Consider the following 17,165-nt stretch of genomic DNA (forward strand, 5'->3'; position numbering starts at 1 on the left):
TATTTGCTCACTGCACTATAGTGAGTCAGTTCACATTTCTTCCGCAGCAACATTACACTCGATCGGGATAAAATTGAGTAACAACCCTATAAATTACAGTAATATAACCACAATAAAGCCCGAAAAAGCATAAGTAAGAACCACATTTGACCTCTGTACGCTTTCCCGATAAGTTGGAAATCCGCTGGAAGCTTTCCTGAGGGGCCAGTGTCTCGGCATATCTATGCAGCAAGAAGACTCCCGCATGATGCAAGTTATCTCTTCTAATGAGACCCGGAAATAAAGAGCACCCCACTGGCTGACATTAAATAATGTCAGCCGCTGAAATGCCCGGATAAACGATGCCCGCTGAATAGCGGATATAAAATGATACAGAGCTGGGAGTCAGTCCGGCTGCGCTCTGTGCCTGAAACAACGTGGTAATGTCACAGCAGTAATTAAGGAGGCCCTCGATGTCCAATTCAAACCCATATCCCTATGGCTTGTATGATCCAGCAGATGAAAGTGATAGCTGTGGCGTGGGTTTCCTCACACGTAAGGACGGCGAGCAGACTCATGAGATACTGCAGATGGCGCACAGCGCCCTGTGTACCGTACCTCATCGTGGGGGCATGTCGGCCGAAGGCGTAGGTGACGGAGCCGGGGTCAACGTAGATCTCTCTTTGCACTTCTTCCGTAAAATTACTGGCCAGTCGCTGGAGTCCGGACGCTTTGGCGTCGGTAACTTCTTTGTGCCGAAAGATAGCGAACAGCGCGCCACTGCCGAACGTCTGGTGGCTGATATCCTCGCCTCTTACGGCTTTACCACTATTTTAAAGCGTGACCTGCCGCTGGACGCCAGCGTTCTGCGTCCGGCCGCCGCGCAATTCCAGCTGCCAATCGTTCAGTGGGTGTTTACTGCCCCGCAGGACGTAACCGATCAAAATACGTTTGAAAAACGCATCTATCGCGCGCTGCTGGATATCGAAGCCCGTGCCTTTACTGAAAGCCAGTTTGGCGGACTTTATCCGCTCTCGCTCTCTTCCCGTACGCAGGTACTGAAAGCACGCCTTAACTCCAATGAAGTGATCCCTTATTTCCAGGATCTGACCGATCCGGATCATCAGGTGCGTGGCCTGTTTTTCCATACCCGTTTCTCGACGAACACCGATCCGCATACCACCATGGCGCAGCCGTTCCGCCTGATGGCGCACAACGGTGAGCTGAATACCGACCGTAAAAACCGCATTGCCGAAGCGGCGCTGGCGCTGGCGCGTGGCAAAAAAATCGTGCGGCCAAAAGGTCAGTCCGACAGCTCACGTCTCGATCAGAGTATCCACAGCCGTCTGATGGAAGACGATCTGGATCTGATCCTCGCGGTGGTGTCCATGATGCCGCCAGCGTGGGAAAACGATGATTCATTATCGCCAGGTGTGCGCGCGATGCTGGAGTACTTCTCTTTATATGAAGAGAAAAATGACGGCCCGGCGGCGCTGATTTTTGGTAACGGTGAAATTATCGGCGCGCGTCTGGATCGCCTTGGCCTGCGTCCGCTGCGCTCGGTGGAAACCGCTGAGTATATTGGCGCGATGTCAGAAGCGGGCCAGATCGCCTTCCCACCGGAAAGCGTATTACGCCGTGGCCGTATCGAAGCCGGCGGGATGCTCTATTACGATCACAGCGCAAAACGCAGCTACACCACCATTGAAGCGCTGGAAAAACTGGCGACAGAACAGGATTATCCGGCGCTGCTGGCACAATCGCGCGTCACCCTGCAAGATCTGCCGGTAATTGCCGCCGAGCAGTTAGGCTCGCCACTGCGTTACAGCGGCGATCTGAAAACCTATCAGCGTTTTGTTGCTTACTATTACAATCAGGAAAGCTTCAAATTTATGATGGATCCGATGCTGAACACCGGTGCTGAAAAAATTTCAGCCATGGGTTACGGCAACGCGATCAACGGTTTATCCGATCATGAAGGCGGCATGGCGCACTACTTCTCTCAGCGCTTTGCCCAGGTAACTAACCCACCGTTAGACTCCATTCGTGAAGTTGACGGCATGACGCTGCGCGTAGCGCTGGGCGCCAAACCGCATCTCGGACGCAGCAAAGGCCGGCAGATTATTGTGCCGACGCCAATCCTGACCCATCTGGATATGCTGCAGTTACGTGAGCAGGACGTCGCCCCTTACGCCCGCTTTGAAATGCTGTATCAGCCAGTACTCGGCACCGATGCGCAGAGCCGTCTGGATAATGCCGGAGCGCTGGAGCTGGCGATTGACGACCTGGCGCAGCAAGTGGTCGATTTCGCCCGTGAACAGGGTGGCATCGCGGTTATTACCGACCGCCATATCTCTTCAAGCCGTGCAGCGATGCCAATGCTGCTGGTGGTTTCCGCCATTAACCAGCGTCTGGTGCAGGAAGGTCTGCGTCTTGACGTATCGCTGGTCGTGGAGAGTGGTCAGAGCATTTCTTCGCACCATATCGCTGCGGCGCTGGGCTTTGGCGCTTCCGCTATCTATCCACTCGGTGTGCAGATGCGTGCCGAAGAGAAATATGGCGAAGGCGAAGAAGGCAACAAAGCGTTTAAACGCTATGCCAAAGCCGCTGAAAAAGCGCTGATGAAAACCATGGGTAAAGTTGGACTCTGTACCGTGGAAAGCTACAGCTGTGGTGAATTCTTTGAGCCGAACTTCCTCGATACCGAAGATGCGGTCCTGAAGAAATATTTCCCGAATATCAGAACCCCGGTTGGCGGCGCGGGCTTTGCGGCTATCGCCCAGATGGCGGTGGACTGGCATCAGAGCGCGCTGAAAATTCAGGGCGAGTCCGAAGTGCCGCTGCTCGGCCTGTTTAAAGAGCGTGCGGAAGGCGCCGGTCACTCTTACGGCACCATCGCGGTACGTACCTTTATTGATATGACTGAGCAGCCAATTCGCTTTGCCGACAAGCCGCGCGAAGAGGATCAGTTTATCCGCCTGCTGACGCTGGCAAAGCTGGACAATGCTTTCAATATCAAAGCGAAGTCATTTAAGGACAGCAGCTTTGAGCGTATCCCGAACGAGGTCATCGACGCCTTTACCATTACGCCGGATTACCGTCAGTTCTCCAGCCTGATGCACCAGGAGCGTAAACGTCGTCCTGCGGCGCTGCGTGACATTCTCGCCTTCCCGGCGGACTTGACCCATGTCGACAGCATTGCCGAGTTCTCGCGTAAACTGGGCCGTTATTCATTAATTAACAATGGCTTTGCGGTTCGTGGTCTGGTCTGTGAAAGCAACGAAGACGCCAGTCAGTTTACGCTGCGTCTGACCGATGCGATTGAAGGGCTGAAATCTGAAAACGAGCGGCTGGCTGCGCTGGATATTGCACTGAAAAATCGCTTTGACACCGAAATCGAAAGCAGCGAAATCGTCAGCGGTGCCTTGCGGATGGTGGCCAGTGGCACAGCGGCAGACTATCTGTCACGCCTGTTCACCACCTCACCTTCGCTGCCGTTAAGCGAAGTGCAGCCGGCCAGCGAAATTACCCGTACCTTTGCTTCCGGTGCGATGAGTCATGGCGCGCTGGTCGCGCCGGCGCATGAAGCCGTCGCGCATGGCACCAATATGGTTGGCGGTATGAGCAACTGTGGTGAAGGTGGCGAACACTACTCACGTCACGGCACCATCCGTGCTTCACGCATCAAACAGCTGGCCTCTGGCCGCTTCGGCGTCTGGGCCGCCTATCTGGCGGATCCGATGCTGGAAGAGCTGGAGATCAAAATTGGTCAGGGTGCAAAACCTGGCGAAGGCGGTCAGTTGCCGTCGGCGAAAGTGACGGTTGAGATCGCGGCTGCCCGTGGCGGTACGCCGGGCGTGGAGCTGGTATCGCCACCTCCGCACCACGATACCTACTCAATTGAAGATCTGGCGCAGCTGATCCATGACTGCAAAGCGGCGCGCGTGCGGGTGATCGTGAAACTGGTCTCCTCTGAAGGTATCGGCACCATCGCGGTCGGCGTGGCGAAAGCTGGCGCGGATGTGATTAACGTCGCCGGTAACACCGGTGGCACCGGCGCCGCTTCGGTGACCAGCCTGAAATATACCGGCCGTGTGGCGGAAATCGGCATTGCCGAAGTGCATCAGGCGCTGTGCGCCAACGGTCTGCGTGAGAAAGTGATCTTACGCTGTTCCGGCGCGCAGCAAACCGGCAGCGACGTGGTGAAATCGGCGCTGCTGGGTGGCGACAGCTTTGAGTTCGGTACCACCGCACTGATGATGCTGAAATGCGTGATGGCGAAAAACTGTAACGTCAAATGCCCGGCCGGTCTGACCACCAATGCCGAAGCCTTTGATGGCGATCCGCGTCAGCTGGCGCAGTACTTTATCAACGTGGCGCACGAAGTGCGTGAAATGCTGGCGCGCATGGGTCTGCGCTCGCTGCGTGAAGCGCGTGGTCGTTCGGATCTGCTGCACCTGATGGATCACCCGCGTGAAGTTGGCAAACTGGATCTGCGCGCCATGCTGACCGTCGTGCCGGAGCAGAAAATCGCCCGTCCGGTCTATCTGGAAAAAGATTTCGAGCTGGATAACGGCTGGTTAGAACAGCTGAACAGCGAACTGTTCGCCGAAGGCAAGCGCGAGATTAAGCTCGGCAATGGTATTACGCTGAACAACCGTAATAAGAGCGTCGGTGGCCAGTTATCTATTGATATTGAGCGCGCGCTGAACCACCAGCTGGATGCTGCACAGCTGAGCGCGATTCCGGCCGCCCTGCTTGACGATCGTGGCCGTCGCTATCTGGCGCCGGGTACGGTGAATATTGCCACTGTCGGCTCTGCAGGCCAGTCCTACGGCGTATTCTGTAACGACGGTATGCGCCTCGATCACAGCGGCACCTGCAATGATGGCGTCGGCAAAGGGCAATGCGGCGGCGAAATCGTCGTCAGATCGCCAGGCGGCGGTTCGCAGGATGCTGATGGCAACGTCCTGATTGGTAACTTTGCCCTGTTTGGCGCTACCGGTGGACGTCTGTTTGTTCAGGGGCAGGCGGGAGACCGCTTTGCGGTTCGTAACTCCGGCGCCACTGCCGTGGTTGAAGGGGTCGGTGATTTCTGCTGCGAATATATGACTAACGGCGCCATCCTTAACCTCGGTACCTTCGGTAAAGGTTTTGGCAATGGGATGAGCGGCGGTTTCGCTTACCAGTACGACCCGTATGGCGCACTGGCCGCCCACGCCGCCGGTGATTCAGTGCTGTTTGGCTCGATTGCCGAAGACGATGAGATGGCGCGCGTACATAAAGAAGCGGTGCTGACGATGCTGAACTGGCATCTGGACGCCACCGGTTCTGAGCGTGCCGCCTGGCTGTTGCAGCACTGGGAAACCGAGTGCCAGCACTTTGTCTACGTGATGCCGCGCTCACTGCTGCTGTATCAGGATGGCGCTGAAATTCTGAAGGCGAAAACGCGTAAGGATCTGCTGGAAGAGCTGTCCACCGCGCTGGCCGGCCACCAGGTGGCGAAATTTAAAAACGCCTGGCGCAACAAGCAGACTATCGCTAATGGCTCGGTACCGGCTTATGGCGCCACCGACACGCCAGAAATGTTTGTGTTGCTGAATAACTACACCGTACTCAGTTCTGCTCAACAGCTGGCGCTGTCGCGTCTGCCGAAAGGCACTGCGGTAGAAGATGCGGCGATGGAAAAAGCGGTGCGTAACCTGCTGATGACTGAAGATTTTGCGTTAATCAGTAAGTTGCAGCGTCATGCCCGCGCGGCGATTGAAAACTACAGTGATGAAGAGCTCTCTTGCCTGATTGCCGCAAAACGCATGTCAGACTACAAGGCAGCACTGACGCAACGTAACATTCGTTCAATGGACAGTCTGGCCACTTATGGCTGGATCATTTATCAGGATGCCCGTAACCGACAGGTTCTGGGAGGACTGCCTGACTTTGAGGAACTGTTTGCCCGTGCCGCACTGCCAGAACTGGCGGCGGCGGTGGGTAAACTGGCCTGATTGCCGGTTAATTTGAATGCGAATTTTTACAGAACACGATAAAACGGGATTGAGCAGATAAAACCGATGAAAATTCCTTATATTCCTGAAGATGCGCCATTTAATGGTGAGCAGAAATATTGGCTGGCGGGTTTCCTTGCCGGGCTACATTCGCGCCTGCTGGTGCTGGAAGATAAGCCGCAGGTCGCCAGTGGCGCTGCGGCGACCACTCAGTTGCATATTCTGTTTGGCTCACAGACCGGTAATGCTGAAGCCTTAGCACAAAGCGCGGCCAAAGCGGCGCGTGCGAAGGGTCTGGTGCCGGTGGTGCAGGGGCTGGGTGAAGTCGATATTGATGTGTTCGCCACCATGCGTCATGTGCTGATTATCACCTCCACCTATGGCGAAGGCGAGATGCCGGATAACGCGCAGTTATTCTGGCAGGCAATTTCCGCCAGCACGGCGCCGCGTCTGGAGCAGATGCACTTCGCGGTGCTGGCGATTGGCGATACCGGTTACGATGGTTTCTGTCAGGCAGGCAAATTCTTTGATATGCGTCTTGAGCAGCTGGGCGCCAAACGCGTTACCGATCGTATTGATTGTGATATCGACTACGAAGAGCCATCTGATACATGGATCGCCGGTTCAATGCCGCTGTTTGCCGCCAGTGCCGGCAGCACCGGCGCCGCGCTGGATAACCTGCCCGAAGCGCCGGTGATCCCGGGCAGCAACAAGCAGAACCCGTATGCCGCTGCGCTGGTGACCAATAAGCGTCTTTCTGGTCCCGACTCCGGGAAAGATATTCGCCACTTTGAATTTGATCTGACCGACAGCGGCCTTAAATATGAAGTGGGTGATGCGCTGGGCGTATTCCCGGTCAACGATCCGACGCTGGTTAAGTTGCTGCTGACCCAGCTGAAGTCTGATTATGATACGCCGGTCCCCGGCTTCGACCGTTCGCTGGGCGATCTGCTGACTTACCAGTTTGAAATTTCTGAGCCATCACGTAAATTGATCGACTGGGTCGGCCAGAACACCACTAACCAGGAACTGCGTCATATCCTGCAGCATGATGATAAAGACACCATGGGTATCTGGTTGTGGGGCAAAGACACCCTCGACCTGCTGCAACTGGATCTGACGCGTTCGCTGAGCGTCACTGAGTTCGTGGCGCTGCTGCGTCCGTTGCAGCATCGTGCGTACTCGATCTCTTCCAGCCAGAAAGCGCATCCAAACCAGGTGCATCTGACGATTGCTTCGGTGCGCTATCACAGCACCGGCCGTGCGCGTAACGGCGTCTGTTCCACCTATCTGGCCGAACGTGTCGGACGCGGTGAGAAGCCAGCGATCTTTATTTCACCGAACAAAGCCTTCCGCGTGCCCGCGAATGGCGACGCGCCACTGATTATGGTCGGTCCGGGAACCGGCATCGCACCGTTCCGCGCCTTCTTGCAGGAGCGTCAGGCCTGTGAAGCAAAAGGCAAGAACTGGCTGTTCTTTGGCGATCAGCATCAGGAACATGATTACGTCTATCAGGATGAGCTGGCGGAATGGCAGCAGAGCGGCCTGCTGACGCGGCTGGATCTGGCGTTCTCACGCGATCAGGCGGAAAAAATCTATGTGCAGAACCGGATGCTGGAGCAAGGCGCAGAACTGTACGCCTGGCTGCAGGAAGGCGCTTACTTCTATGTTTGTGGCGATGCCTCACGCATGGCGAAAGATGTCGATAAGGCGCTGTATCAGGTGATTACCCAGCATGGCGGCCTGTCAGAAGAAGGCGCTGCTGAGTATGTGGATAAACTGAAGAAAGAGAAGCGCTATCTGCGCGATGTCTATTAATGCTGCGTAAAAAGTAATTCTGATGAAAAGCGGCAAAAATGCCGCTTTTTTTATAATTGAAATCTTCCCCCCTGCCTGGCGCACTCCCCACCCACCACTACACTTAATTACTTACGGATATCATTCTTTTAAGGAATTGAGTTGTTATGGATAACAACATTACGATTACGCCGACGGTCGCCTCTGCCGCGCGGTCTGCCGACATCCCCCCCACAGCAGCGACATGCCCGCTGCCGGTCAGCAATATTCTGAATGTGCAACATCTCGCGCCTGGCGACTCCCGCTACACCCGCCATCCTGTATGCAGCGATGGCGAGCTGTTTTTTGATGCCCTTGAAACTCACCAAACCTCATCCGGCTGGCCATCATTTAGCGCGCTAAGCACGCTGGTTAAAGAGGCGATCCACCATCAGCTGAACCGGCTCAGCCGCACAGCCGTTGCCGCAAGTCTGCTGCATATGATGCCAGCCGATCTTAGTAAGCTGCTGGCGGCGGTGCTGATTTGCAGCCACCCGGGGAAAGAGTTGCTCTCGCTGGCGGGATATCTCGGTGGTATGGAGCTGATTAACCAGCTGATCCACACCGTCGCCGGCGCGAGCTCAACCGCGGCCATTCTCTCCAGTCTGCCGGGGTTGCTGCTGGTCTGGCTACAGCGACATCATCTGTCACTCAGCGAAAGCCTGACTGACAGCTGTTTAATTCTGCTCAGCAGCGGGCTGGCGCTTTGCGCCGCAGCAGATATTACGCAACCCGGCTGGCTGCTAAGCCTGCATGAGCAGGTGATTGCTCCGGTGACGCAGCTCTGCGCGGAGAGTGGCTTTACGACACTGGTTACCACCGGCATTACATTAATCGTCGGCCTGTACGCCATGTTGCGGCTAAGCGGTGGATCAGCCGACAGGATCCCGCAAGCGAATATCCTGACGCACGGCGCCAGGATAATCCAGGGCCTGTGGGCGCTCTCTGCAAAAAGCCAGGATTATCAGCGGCTGTACAGCCTCGCACGCCCGCAGCGACAGATTAAAAGCTGGTATCAGCTCACTCATGGCAAACCTTATCGGGAATATCAGGCGGAGAAGGCCTTAGAGCGCGCGGTGCTACGCTGTCTGCCGAAAGAGGTTTTGCGGCAGAATGATAACAGTGAGCAGTTTCATCAGGCTTATCAGCAGACTGAGCAGCATATTTTAAATCAGCAGCTGTCAGTATGCCCGCAGGATGGCAGAGATATCCGGCCACTGACGCACGCAGAACGCAAGCCGTCGGCAACGGCAATAACGGAAGATACTCTTTTAAGCGCAGCGTCAGAAGGCGCGTCTGCGTCCGTGCCGCTGCTGGTTTCCGGCGCTGTTATCGCTGGCGCAGCGGCTTCGCCTTCATGGTGGAAGGGGCGCACGGCGCTATCGCTTGCCACGACCGGTATCACCCTGGCGAGCGTCGCGGGTATGCGTTATCTTCGTCAGGCGCCTGAGCCAGAAGCAGAAGCAGATAAAACAAATGTTTGTATCAATATGATTAACGTCATCAAGCGCTTTCTCGCTTCCGACAACACGGGAGCGACGCTGGCGGTGGAATTATTTAGCTGGCTCTTCGATGAGAAAAACAATCTTAATTTAGTCCGTGCCGATCTGTTGCTGGACAGCTTAAACATTACCAGTTTCAGAAGCATTGATTACCATAATATGAATGATCAACTGGTCATTATATTATCTTATTTGTTGAGTGGTGAAAACAGAAATACCCCGGAAGAAGTCGACAATATCATTCTTAAAATACATGCTGGTTATATTTCCACCTGGTATAAATTTGTCGTAGAAAAGAAAAATGATGCGATAAAAAACATTCTTAATGATTTACGCAAAGAGTGTGCGAAAGAATACTTAGTCAGAGGCATTCATAGCCGGTTCGGCATGGGCAAGATCACCGAATTTATTTTATCGCAGATCGTGCCAAATTTACTTTTCATGGAGAAAAATGGCAGAAGCCATGAACCCTTGATATCTAAAAATGGCTATTACCTGTGGAACTACATTGGCAGAAAACTGCTGGAAAACCGTGATTTCAGCGGTGAAAGCTTAATCACAGCACTCAGGGAAGGATTTATTGATGGCTTTTTTATTTCCGGTTTACGTAGTTATGACAACCAAAACATCTCGGCGCCGGAAGTGGTTGAAGAACTGAAAGAAGAATATGATGCAATTAACAGGAATGCGGCAGCCTATCACAAACAAGACAAAGAACTGGCAAAACTTCCGATTATCACGCTGGATGATATTATAAAGAAATTCTATCCCGAAATTGATATCGACGCTAAACAGAACTTTAACATCCTGTCACTATTGGTCAGAACCGAAGGACATATGGATAATCACACGAAAATATTAATTGACTGCACAAGTTTTCGCGATCTTATCCGCAATTTAGACGATGGCTTTACCCTGTTGCATCAGCTGCTACCGCAAAAAACACCTGAAACACTACGAGACTATAATATAAGCGGCAAGCGAAAATCATTCTCACTAAAAAAACATCCTACCCGCGCAGAATTATATCATGAGTTTGAAAAGTCTTATCAGGATATGTGCGAAAAACATCTTTCTCTCTACAATGATATTGTCGACAAAGCGTTTATGAACCTACCAGAAGATGACTTTGACTTTCTTCATCACAGTGACACCTGTTTTATCGCGATAGACTTCGAATTCAAAAGGCTAAGTTATTTTCACTATTTTTTCTATCCGAAATTCTTTCGCCTGCGCCCGGCAATAAGAGAGAAAGTGCTCTATAATGTCCGCCCCCACTACAAAGTGGGTAATTTCTTTATTGCCTGGAACCCAAAAACGCGGGAAAAACGCTATTATTTGCTACAAATTGAATATATCCGTTCGCATTTTCGCCAGTTGCCAATATGGCGCTTACCGATAAATAAAACTGAAGAGATTCCTGGCCTGGAACAAAGTGTACTGGATGAAAATTTTGTTTTTACCGATCAGCAGCCATTTACTGATTCCTGTAGTGAAATCAAAGAACCGAACACGACAATACATAGTCATATGTCGAAGACCGGCCATTTTTTTACTGAGCGCTACCATAAATATAAAAATGAACTTTGCGTAACCTTCCAGCCCGAGAGAAAAAACATCGTTATCTTTAAGGAGAGACAGCTTGGAGATAAAAATTCCGTCTCAATGAGAATGCTAAAAAAAGAGATCAGTAAAAACCGGGAGGACTTCCTTAGCTATATGAAAACAGCAGCCATAAACAGTACCGAAACTGAAAAAAACAGTGCCAGAAGCGCACTGGATAATTTTATTCAGACCCTGCCACTCTATAATTGTTATGAACTGGCGCGCGACTATATTTTTTCTCGTGAAGATAATGCGCCACCTTCCACAATCATCCCGACGCTACAGGCACTCATCTGTTTCGGCGATATTTACGGCATGCGGGGTTTCTCACAAAAAATCTCTGCATTATTGCAGTCAATCAAGAAAAAATATGTATCACGGCTGTTAAAAGAACAACAAATACAGAAGCTGGCGATAAAAGTCGACAGCGCGCTAAAAAGGACCGTGGCAAGCAGTTATTCAGACTCACTTCAAATCCAGATAAACGTCATCAGGGACGAGATAGAAAAAATTGATGATGAAATCATTGCACTACGCGATGATATTAATCTGCTACTTAAGGACGTAGCGGCTATTCCGCCGTTAATCGCTTTTCCCTACCTGGCAGTCGGTTCGAAAAAAGGCTATCTGGCCTCTATCTTTCCCTGGGCGGTTGGCACCATAAAAACAGGGGCAAAGAAACTGTTATTGCATAAAAGAAAGACCAGATTCGGGTTCCAGTGGCAAAACCCGCTGGGCGATAAACTGTTTGAGCATGAACTCTATACTCTGCCGGAGCCCGCTCTTATTAACCAGACCTGTACACCTGGCAAAACATCGGCAGAAAATATAACGCTCAATGTTTTTAATCTGTTTTATAACGATAAAGCCCTTTACCAGCAGCTGCTATTTACCGCATTACGTACCCGTGACCCACAGGCGGTAATTGCCACTGCCAGGGAACACCGCTGGATTTTCCCGGAAAATTATAATCAGATGGCGATGTTTTGTTTTATCGCCCTGACCATTCCGATAATCCATTACACCAATATGGTATTAACCATGGAGGACTATTTTAAGACAGATAAAAATGACGTTAAAGTCACCGAAGCGGCTCTGTGGCGCTATTACCATGATGTGCAGGAAAGACCTTATATTAAACCAGCGGTGGAGCTGCAGGATGCACAGCAGCAGTTAATTAAACAAGCCAGTGATATTGTCAGCAATACTTTGCAAGGCACTATCCAGGCCATCGAGGCCAATTATCTGTTTATGCTGCAATTTTTCCTGATGAGGGAAGATGTCGTCGCGCTGGTGCAGGCAATGGGCGCCTCGCCAGCCGCCAGACAGACGGCGCTGACCCGCTGGCAACGGGAACTCAACTTCAACCTTGAAAGGTTTACCCTCTACGGCGCCAGCCTCTCGTCAGTGCAGATGAAATTTCATGCCGCAGCCGTCGGGCAATTCGCCCAATACTGCCAACAAGCGGTCAGCAGTCAGCCGCATGCGATCATGCTGTTTAGCCACAATATGGAAACCTTCCTCGAACGCCGGGAACAATATCGGCGCGACCACCCTGCCGCCACTCTCTCTTCAGCCGACGATTTCACCCGCAACTGGCTGCAAATCGCCCGCGATCTCTCTGCGCTGTATCAATCTTTCGCGCGCCTTGAATACAGCGCAAAAGTACTGGCTAATTATCCCCCCGATCAGTGGGAGGGAACCGCTGCACAAAGCGCCTGGCGGGCCGCCATGCAGCCCTGGTTGCTGGAGGAGATGCATTATGAAAATTTCCAGCCAGCTCTCTCTGAGGCGGGGAAATACCTGGCGCAATACTGGCAGCAACGACAAACAGGTGCAGGCGATAAACTGGAAATTATCGAGAATGGCGTGATCAACCCCCTGTTTATCGCCGATGTCAGCCGTGCGCTGACCGAGAGTTGCCGCCACTATCCGCGGCTCTACTTTTGCCGGGTCTGGCTGACGGATAATGGCCGCTGGTTTACCTTTCTGACCAACGAATATATGCCTGACAGTCATACTGTGCGCGCCAGGCGTCAGACTGATGGCCCTCACTCCGCTTATCCGCTGGCCCAGCCCGATTATCAGGCGCTGAATGAAACGGTGGCTTTGCCGCTGGATAAATCTCAGCTGTGGGCGCTGGAAAGCTTTGTGCATTTTGCCTCGCAGCCTTTTCATCTGCGTTTAAATATCTACCGGCAGGACGCTTTACCGGTAAAGGCGCTGACCCGGCGTGATGCCGTGGCATTGATTAATCATCTGATCGACGAACAGGGTAACCTGCGCGATTATCAGGTGATGGTATTGTCCCGCTATTTTCCCTCGCTGAATGTTGCGGATGATTTTCCACCCTTACAGTTGCTGAGTGATATTTTTCAGCTCACCACACCGGATACGCCAGGCTTATATCAATTTATCTTCCATTATTTGCAGCACAAACTCGCCCGGGGAACGCACAAATTATCGATTCTGTTAACCCGGGAGTTCGTCGCCAGTGAGAGTCAGGCGATATATCGCCAGCTTACTGCACAGCTGGACGATATTGATAAACCTGCCGAACAGGCATTACGCCACTTTATTACCGCGACCCTGCAACATCTGCTCTCCTTTACCCGCGGGCTGCATCATGTCGAATCCCGGCTGACGGCGGCGCCATTACAGAATTTCTCGTCCCGCCTGTTGTGCATTGGCGCCATTATTGCGCATCAGTTGCGGTTAAACGCCACTGCCGATGCCGATTTCTTACATCTGACCTGGGAAGCTCTGCATGACGCCGGCCTGCTTTCGTTACGCGAAACCGCCATCCAGCAGATAGCGCTAATTAGCGGTCAGCAACCCGTCACTGGCCAGCAGCAGCAGGCAACCGACGCTTTGCAGCTGATCGCCGCCAGTGTGCAAAGCGCCATGCAGTTGCAGCAACGTCTGCAAAACTGCCTGCGACATAATCAATGGCTGGCCGGATTTCTGCATCTGCTGACCTTTTCCGGCTTCTCTGCTGAACAGCAGCAACAGTTAAGCAGTATGATCAAAACCAGCGCACAGCAGCAGCATCACCTGCTACAGCTGGCGTTACAGCAACTCCCCGCAGATGACAGCATGCAGCTGGCGGACGCCCTGCAAAAAGCGGAGCTGCAGGTCAGCTGGTATGCGGAGTGGCGTAATACTCTGCAAAGCGTCAGTGTCGCCGGACTGGGCTTCCACACTTATCAGCAGCAAGGCATCGTGCTGCCGCTGGGCGATCCGCACTCTATCCCATTGATTTTCCGCCAGCTGTCACGCTCTGCTGACGCGCATGAACTTATCAGCCTCTGCTTTGCCGATACGCAGACGCCGCACACTCTGGCTGCGCCTGTGCAGATCATCCTGGCCGGTAACCAGTCCGTCACCGATCCGGCAACGGCATTGTCGCTGTGGATGCAGCAACAGATGGACAAACTCTGTACGTCGCTAATGCGAACAGAGAGCGAGTCCGCTTTTACGCAACAGAAAAAACAGCTGGAACGCTGGCTTAGCCAGCATCTGTTTTTCTATGATCGTGATGACAACTATGATTACCGCTTTATTCAGCAACAAACCCACCAGCTGGTGACCATTGCCAGCCATGTCGATTTGGCAGGGTGGCAGCAACCCCATCATCTCAGAGCGCCTGATTTACCGCCTGTCGCCGACTTTAATCAGGCGATCACCAATGTGATGGGCGCCGAAACCCGCTGGCCTTTCCTGACCACAGCATTAAAAGAGCGCGGGCAACGCTATAGCCCGACACCATTATCTGCTCTCCCTGCTGACGGTTTCGCCGGATTCTGGTGGGATCCGGTAAGCCGCGTCTGTTATCTGGGCTGGAAGCAGGGCGAAGAACGCATGCTGTATGTCAGCCTGGCGGAAAACCGCCAGGCTCTCTACCCCTTGCCGGATGACAGCGCCAGCGCCGCCATCTGGCTGGCGCTAAATCCGTCCGATTTGCTGAGTTATTCCTTGCAGGCGCTGCGCCACGGCGAGATATCCGCGCTGACGTTTTTTGATGATTCGGTTCCGCTCGCCTGGCAGTTGCAGAGCGCCATCAGCAATGCGCCGCCGCTGCCGCCCAATGCCATCCCAACCCTGTTTTCCGGCGTCGCCAGACTGTATATCAGCGGCAGCGGGTCAGACCTGCAATATTATTTCTCCCCCGCCGCTGGCAGTGCTGCATTGCCGGTAAGCGCCAGCGCTTTTTCCCACGGTGGCTGGCGGATCGCCTACACCCCGTCCGCTGACCGCACATCCCCCGACCAGGGGTTTAGCCTGGAAACGCAACCGTTTAACACCGACTGGCAACATACATGGTCACTTACCGCGTCATCACGCTGGCAGTTGCAGCCCGCACAGAACGCCAGCCAGTTAATCCGCGCAGGCAATTTTTCGCCGGTGGCCTATCTGCAATGGGGCGATGGCGCGACGCACTGCGCCAGCATGACGCCCGCCGCCCCGGTTTTACAAGGCAGTGACGGTAGTATGGTGTTTATTTTTAGCGAGGATGATTACCGGCGGATCAGTTACCGCGTACTTGATCCGCAGGGGACGTTGTGCAGATCCCCGCAGATCCCGCTCAGCTGGCCACAGAGCAGCACGGCAACCAGCGCGCAGCAGTTCGATGCCCAGCTGGAAGCCTTTATTTCACAACTGGAACCTGATTACTGGCCGTTGCTGCCAGCAGATGAAGGCGAGCGCCTGAAGCGCGAACTTGCCGGACTACAGCAACATCGTCACTCAGCTTTTACCGCCGCAACGAAGGCGATCGGTTGGTTCCCGTTTCGCACCACCAGTCCGCAGCTGGACATGTCAGAATTGATGGATGTCCTGTTGTATTTACGCTCGTCAGGCAGACATTTCGATAACGAGCTGAAGCAGGGCACATTGTTGCAGGATACAGATATTACCCTCTCCTCACTGCTGTCGAACCCACTTAGCTGGCGTGAATTTGATCTTTATCGCGAAGATGAGCGCCGCACAGCGGAAAGATTTATCACCGTGAGGATCGCCATGCTGCAGAAGGCACTGACACTGCTGAAAAAAGACCCGATGCTGGACAGCCTCTCCGGGGCGCTACAGGAAGGAATTGAGCAAGCCATCACTTTGCAGAAACAGGCCAAAAGCGCCATTGAATTTATTAAACAGCACTCTGACCTGCCAGCGAACGACGATGCCGCATTTCTCCTGCAGCGGCACTGTTTTGCACAGAATAACTTCTTCAGTTACTACCAGCAGCAGCTCCATATTACCCCCGAACTGTTCGCGCAGCCCTGGCCTTGCCTGCGCAATCAGAGCTGGCCAGCCGCGTCACGCCTCACCTGGCAGCCCGTACTGGATCAGTTACATAGTCTGGCGACAGCGCTGCCGCCGGATGAAAAAGTGCTGAACCGGCTGCTGACCCTGTCGGCACAACAATGGCATACCCCGGAAACTTTGCAGCGCGCCGCAGCATGGCGGCAAATTTGTGATGGTGCATTAGGCTACTGGCAATCCAGCCATCGTGCTGAACAGCTGATCATGCTGCGTCCACAAGCGACGGCAGGAAATGCAGAGCTGATGCCAGTGCGGCACCACTGGCCGGTGCGTCTGATCCTTGCCGCCGGCATCGGCGATCCCACCAGCAATCACACCGCAGGTATTGCACCTGCGCGCAGAATTACCGCTGAACAACAGGAAGATCTGCTGCTGACGCCGGTAGGGCCGGCACGCCATCCGGAGCCTGCGCCGCGCCTGGCGGGCATCAGCGCGCAACCGCAAACCATTGGCAAGTTTGCCGCCTGGGTGAAACTCCGCCTCTCCAGCCCGTGGGCGCTGGCGGCATTTTCCGGCCCCTCTTTCTGCCTGCGTCTGCAAAACCGCATCCGGCAGGTTATCGGGAATGAGCAAGCGCACTGGAGTACTGAGGAACAACGTTTTTACCACGCCGCGGACACCCAGCTTTTTCTGCAGGAAGACCAGCCTGAACAGCTGGACAAGCGCCGTTATGGCGCGTTCTTTCGCCAGCTTTACAACAGTGAGTCGCTGGTTATCAGGCTGGTGATGACCGATGAAGAGATGGTGTTTGGCCTGCTGTGTGAATATTTTGCCGCGCAATATCCGCAGCGGGCGACAGAAGAGATCGCCGCAGCCTGGTTTCTTTTCCAGCAGACCTTTACCCGGCGCACAGACGAGGAAAACCAGCAGCAGCTCTATCTGGTGGGCGTGTAACGTCGGCAATTAATCCTGCAACATC

The 17,165-nt window shown here is 53.5% G+C and carries 3 protein-coding genes; all 3 read left to right on the forward strand.

All coding sequences use genetic code 11. The features are described from left to right. The first annotated feature begins 452 nt into the window (after positions 1-452). The 3 genes from J2125_RS08580 (at position 453) to J2125_RS08590 (ending at position 17,140) form a co-directional block, all read left to right on the forward strand. Positions 453-5,981, forward strand: coding sequence for a glutamate synthase-related protein (locus tag J2125_RS08580; RefSeq protein WP_017801472.1), 5,529 nt, complete (start codon positions 453-455; stop codon positions 5,979-5,981). Positions 5,982-6,047: 66 nt separating this feature from the next. Then, positions 6,048-7,799, forward strand: a complete 1,752-nt coding sequence (locus J2125_RS08585) for a sulfite reductase subunit alpha (protein ID WP_017801473.1) — start codon at positions 6,048-6,050, stop codon at positions 7,797-7,799. Between the two features lie 146 nt (positions 7,800-7,945). Continuing rightward, positions 7,946-17,140 carry a hypothetical protein gene (locus J2125_RS08590; RefSeq protein WP_017801474.1) on the forward strand — a complete coding sequence of 3,065 codons (9,195 nt, stop codon included), beginning with the start codon at positions 7,946-7,948 and terminating at the stop codon, positions 17,138-17,140. Positions 17,141-17,165: the final 25 nt, after the last annotated feature.

The sequence above is a fragment of the Winslowiella toletana genome (assembly GCF_017875465.1).
Taxonomy (GTDB): Bacteria; Pseudomonadota; Gammaproteobacteria; order Enterobacterales; family Enterobacteriaceae; genus Erwinia; species Erwinia toletana.

Excerpts from the sequence above, each read along its gene's own strand:
- J2125_RS08580 (WP_017801472.1), top strand. The coding sequence starts at position 453 with ATGTCCAATTCAAACCCATATCCCTATGGCTTGTATGATCCAGCAGAT.
- J2125_RS08585 (WP_017801473.1), top strand. The coding sequence starts at position 6,048 with ATGAAAATTCCTTATATTCCTGAAGATGCGCCATTTAATGGTGAGCAG.
- J2125_RS08590 (WP_017801474.1), top strand. The coding sequence starts at position 7,946 with ATGGATAACAACATTACGATTACGCCGACGGTCGCCTCTGCCGCGCGG.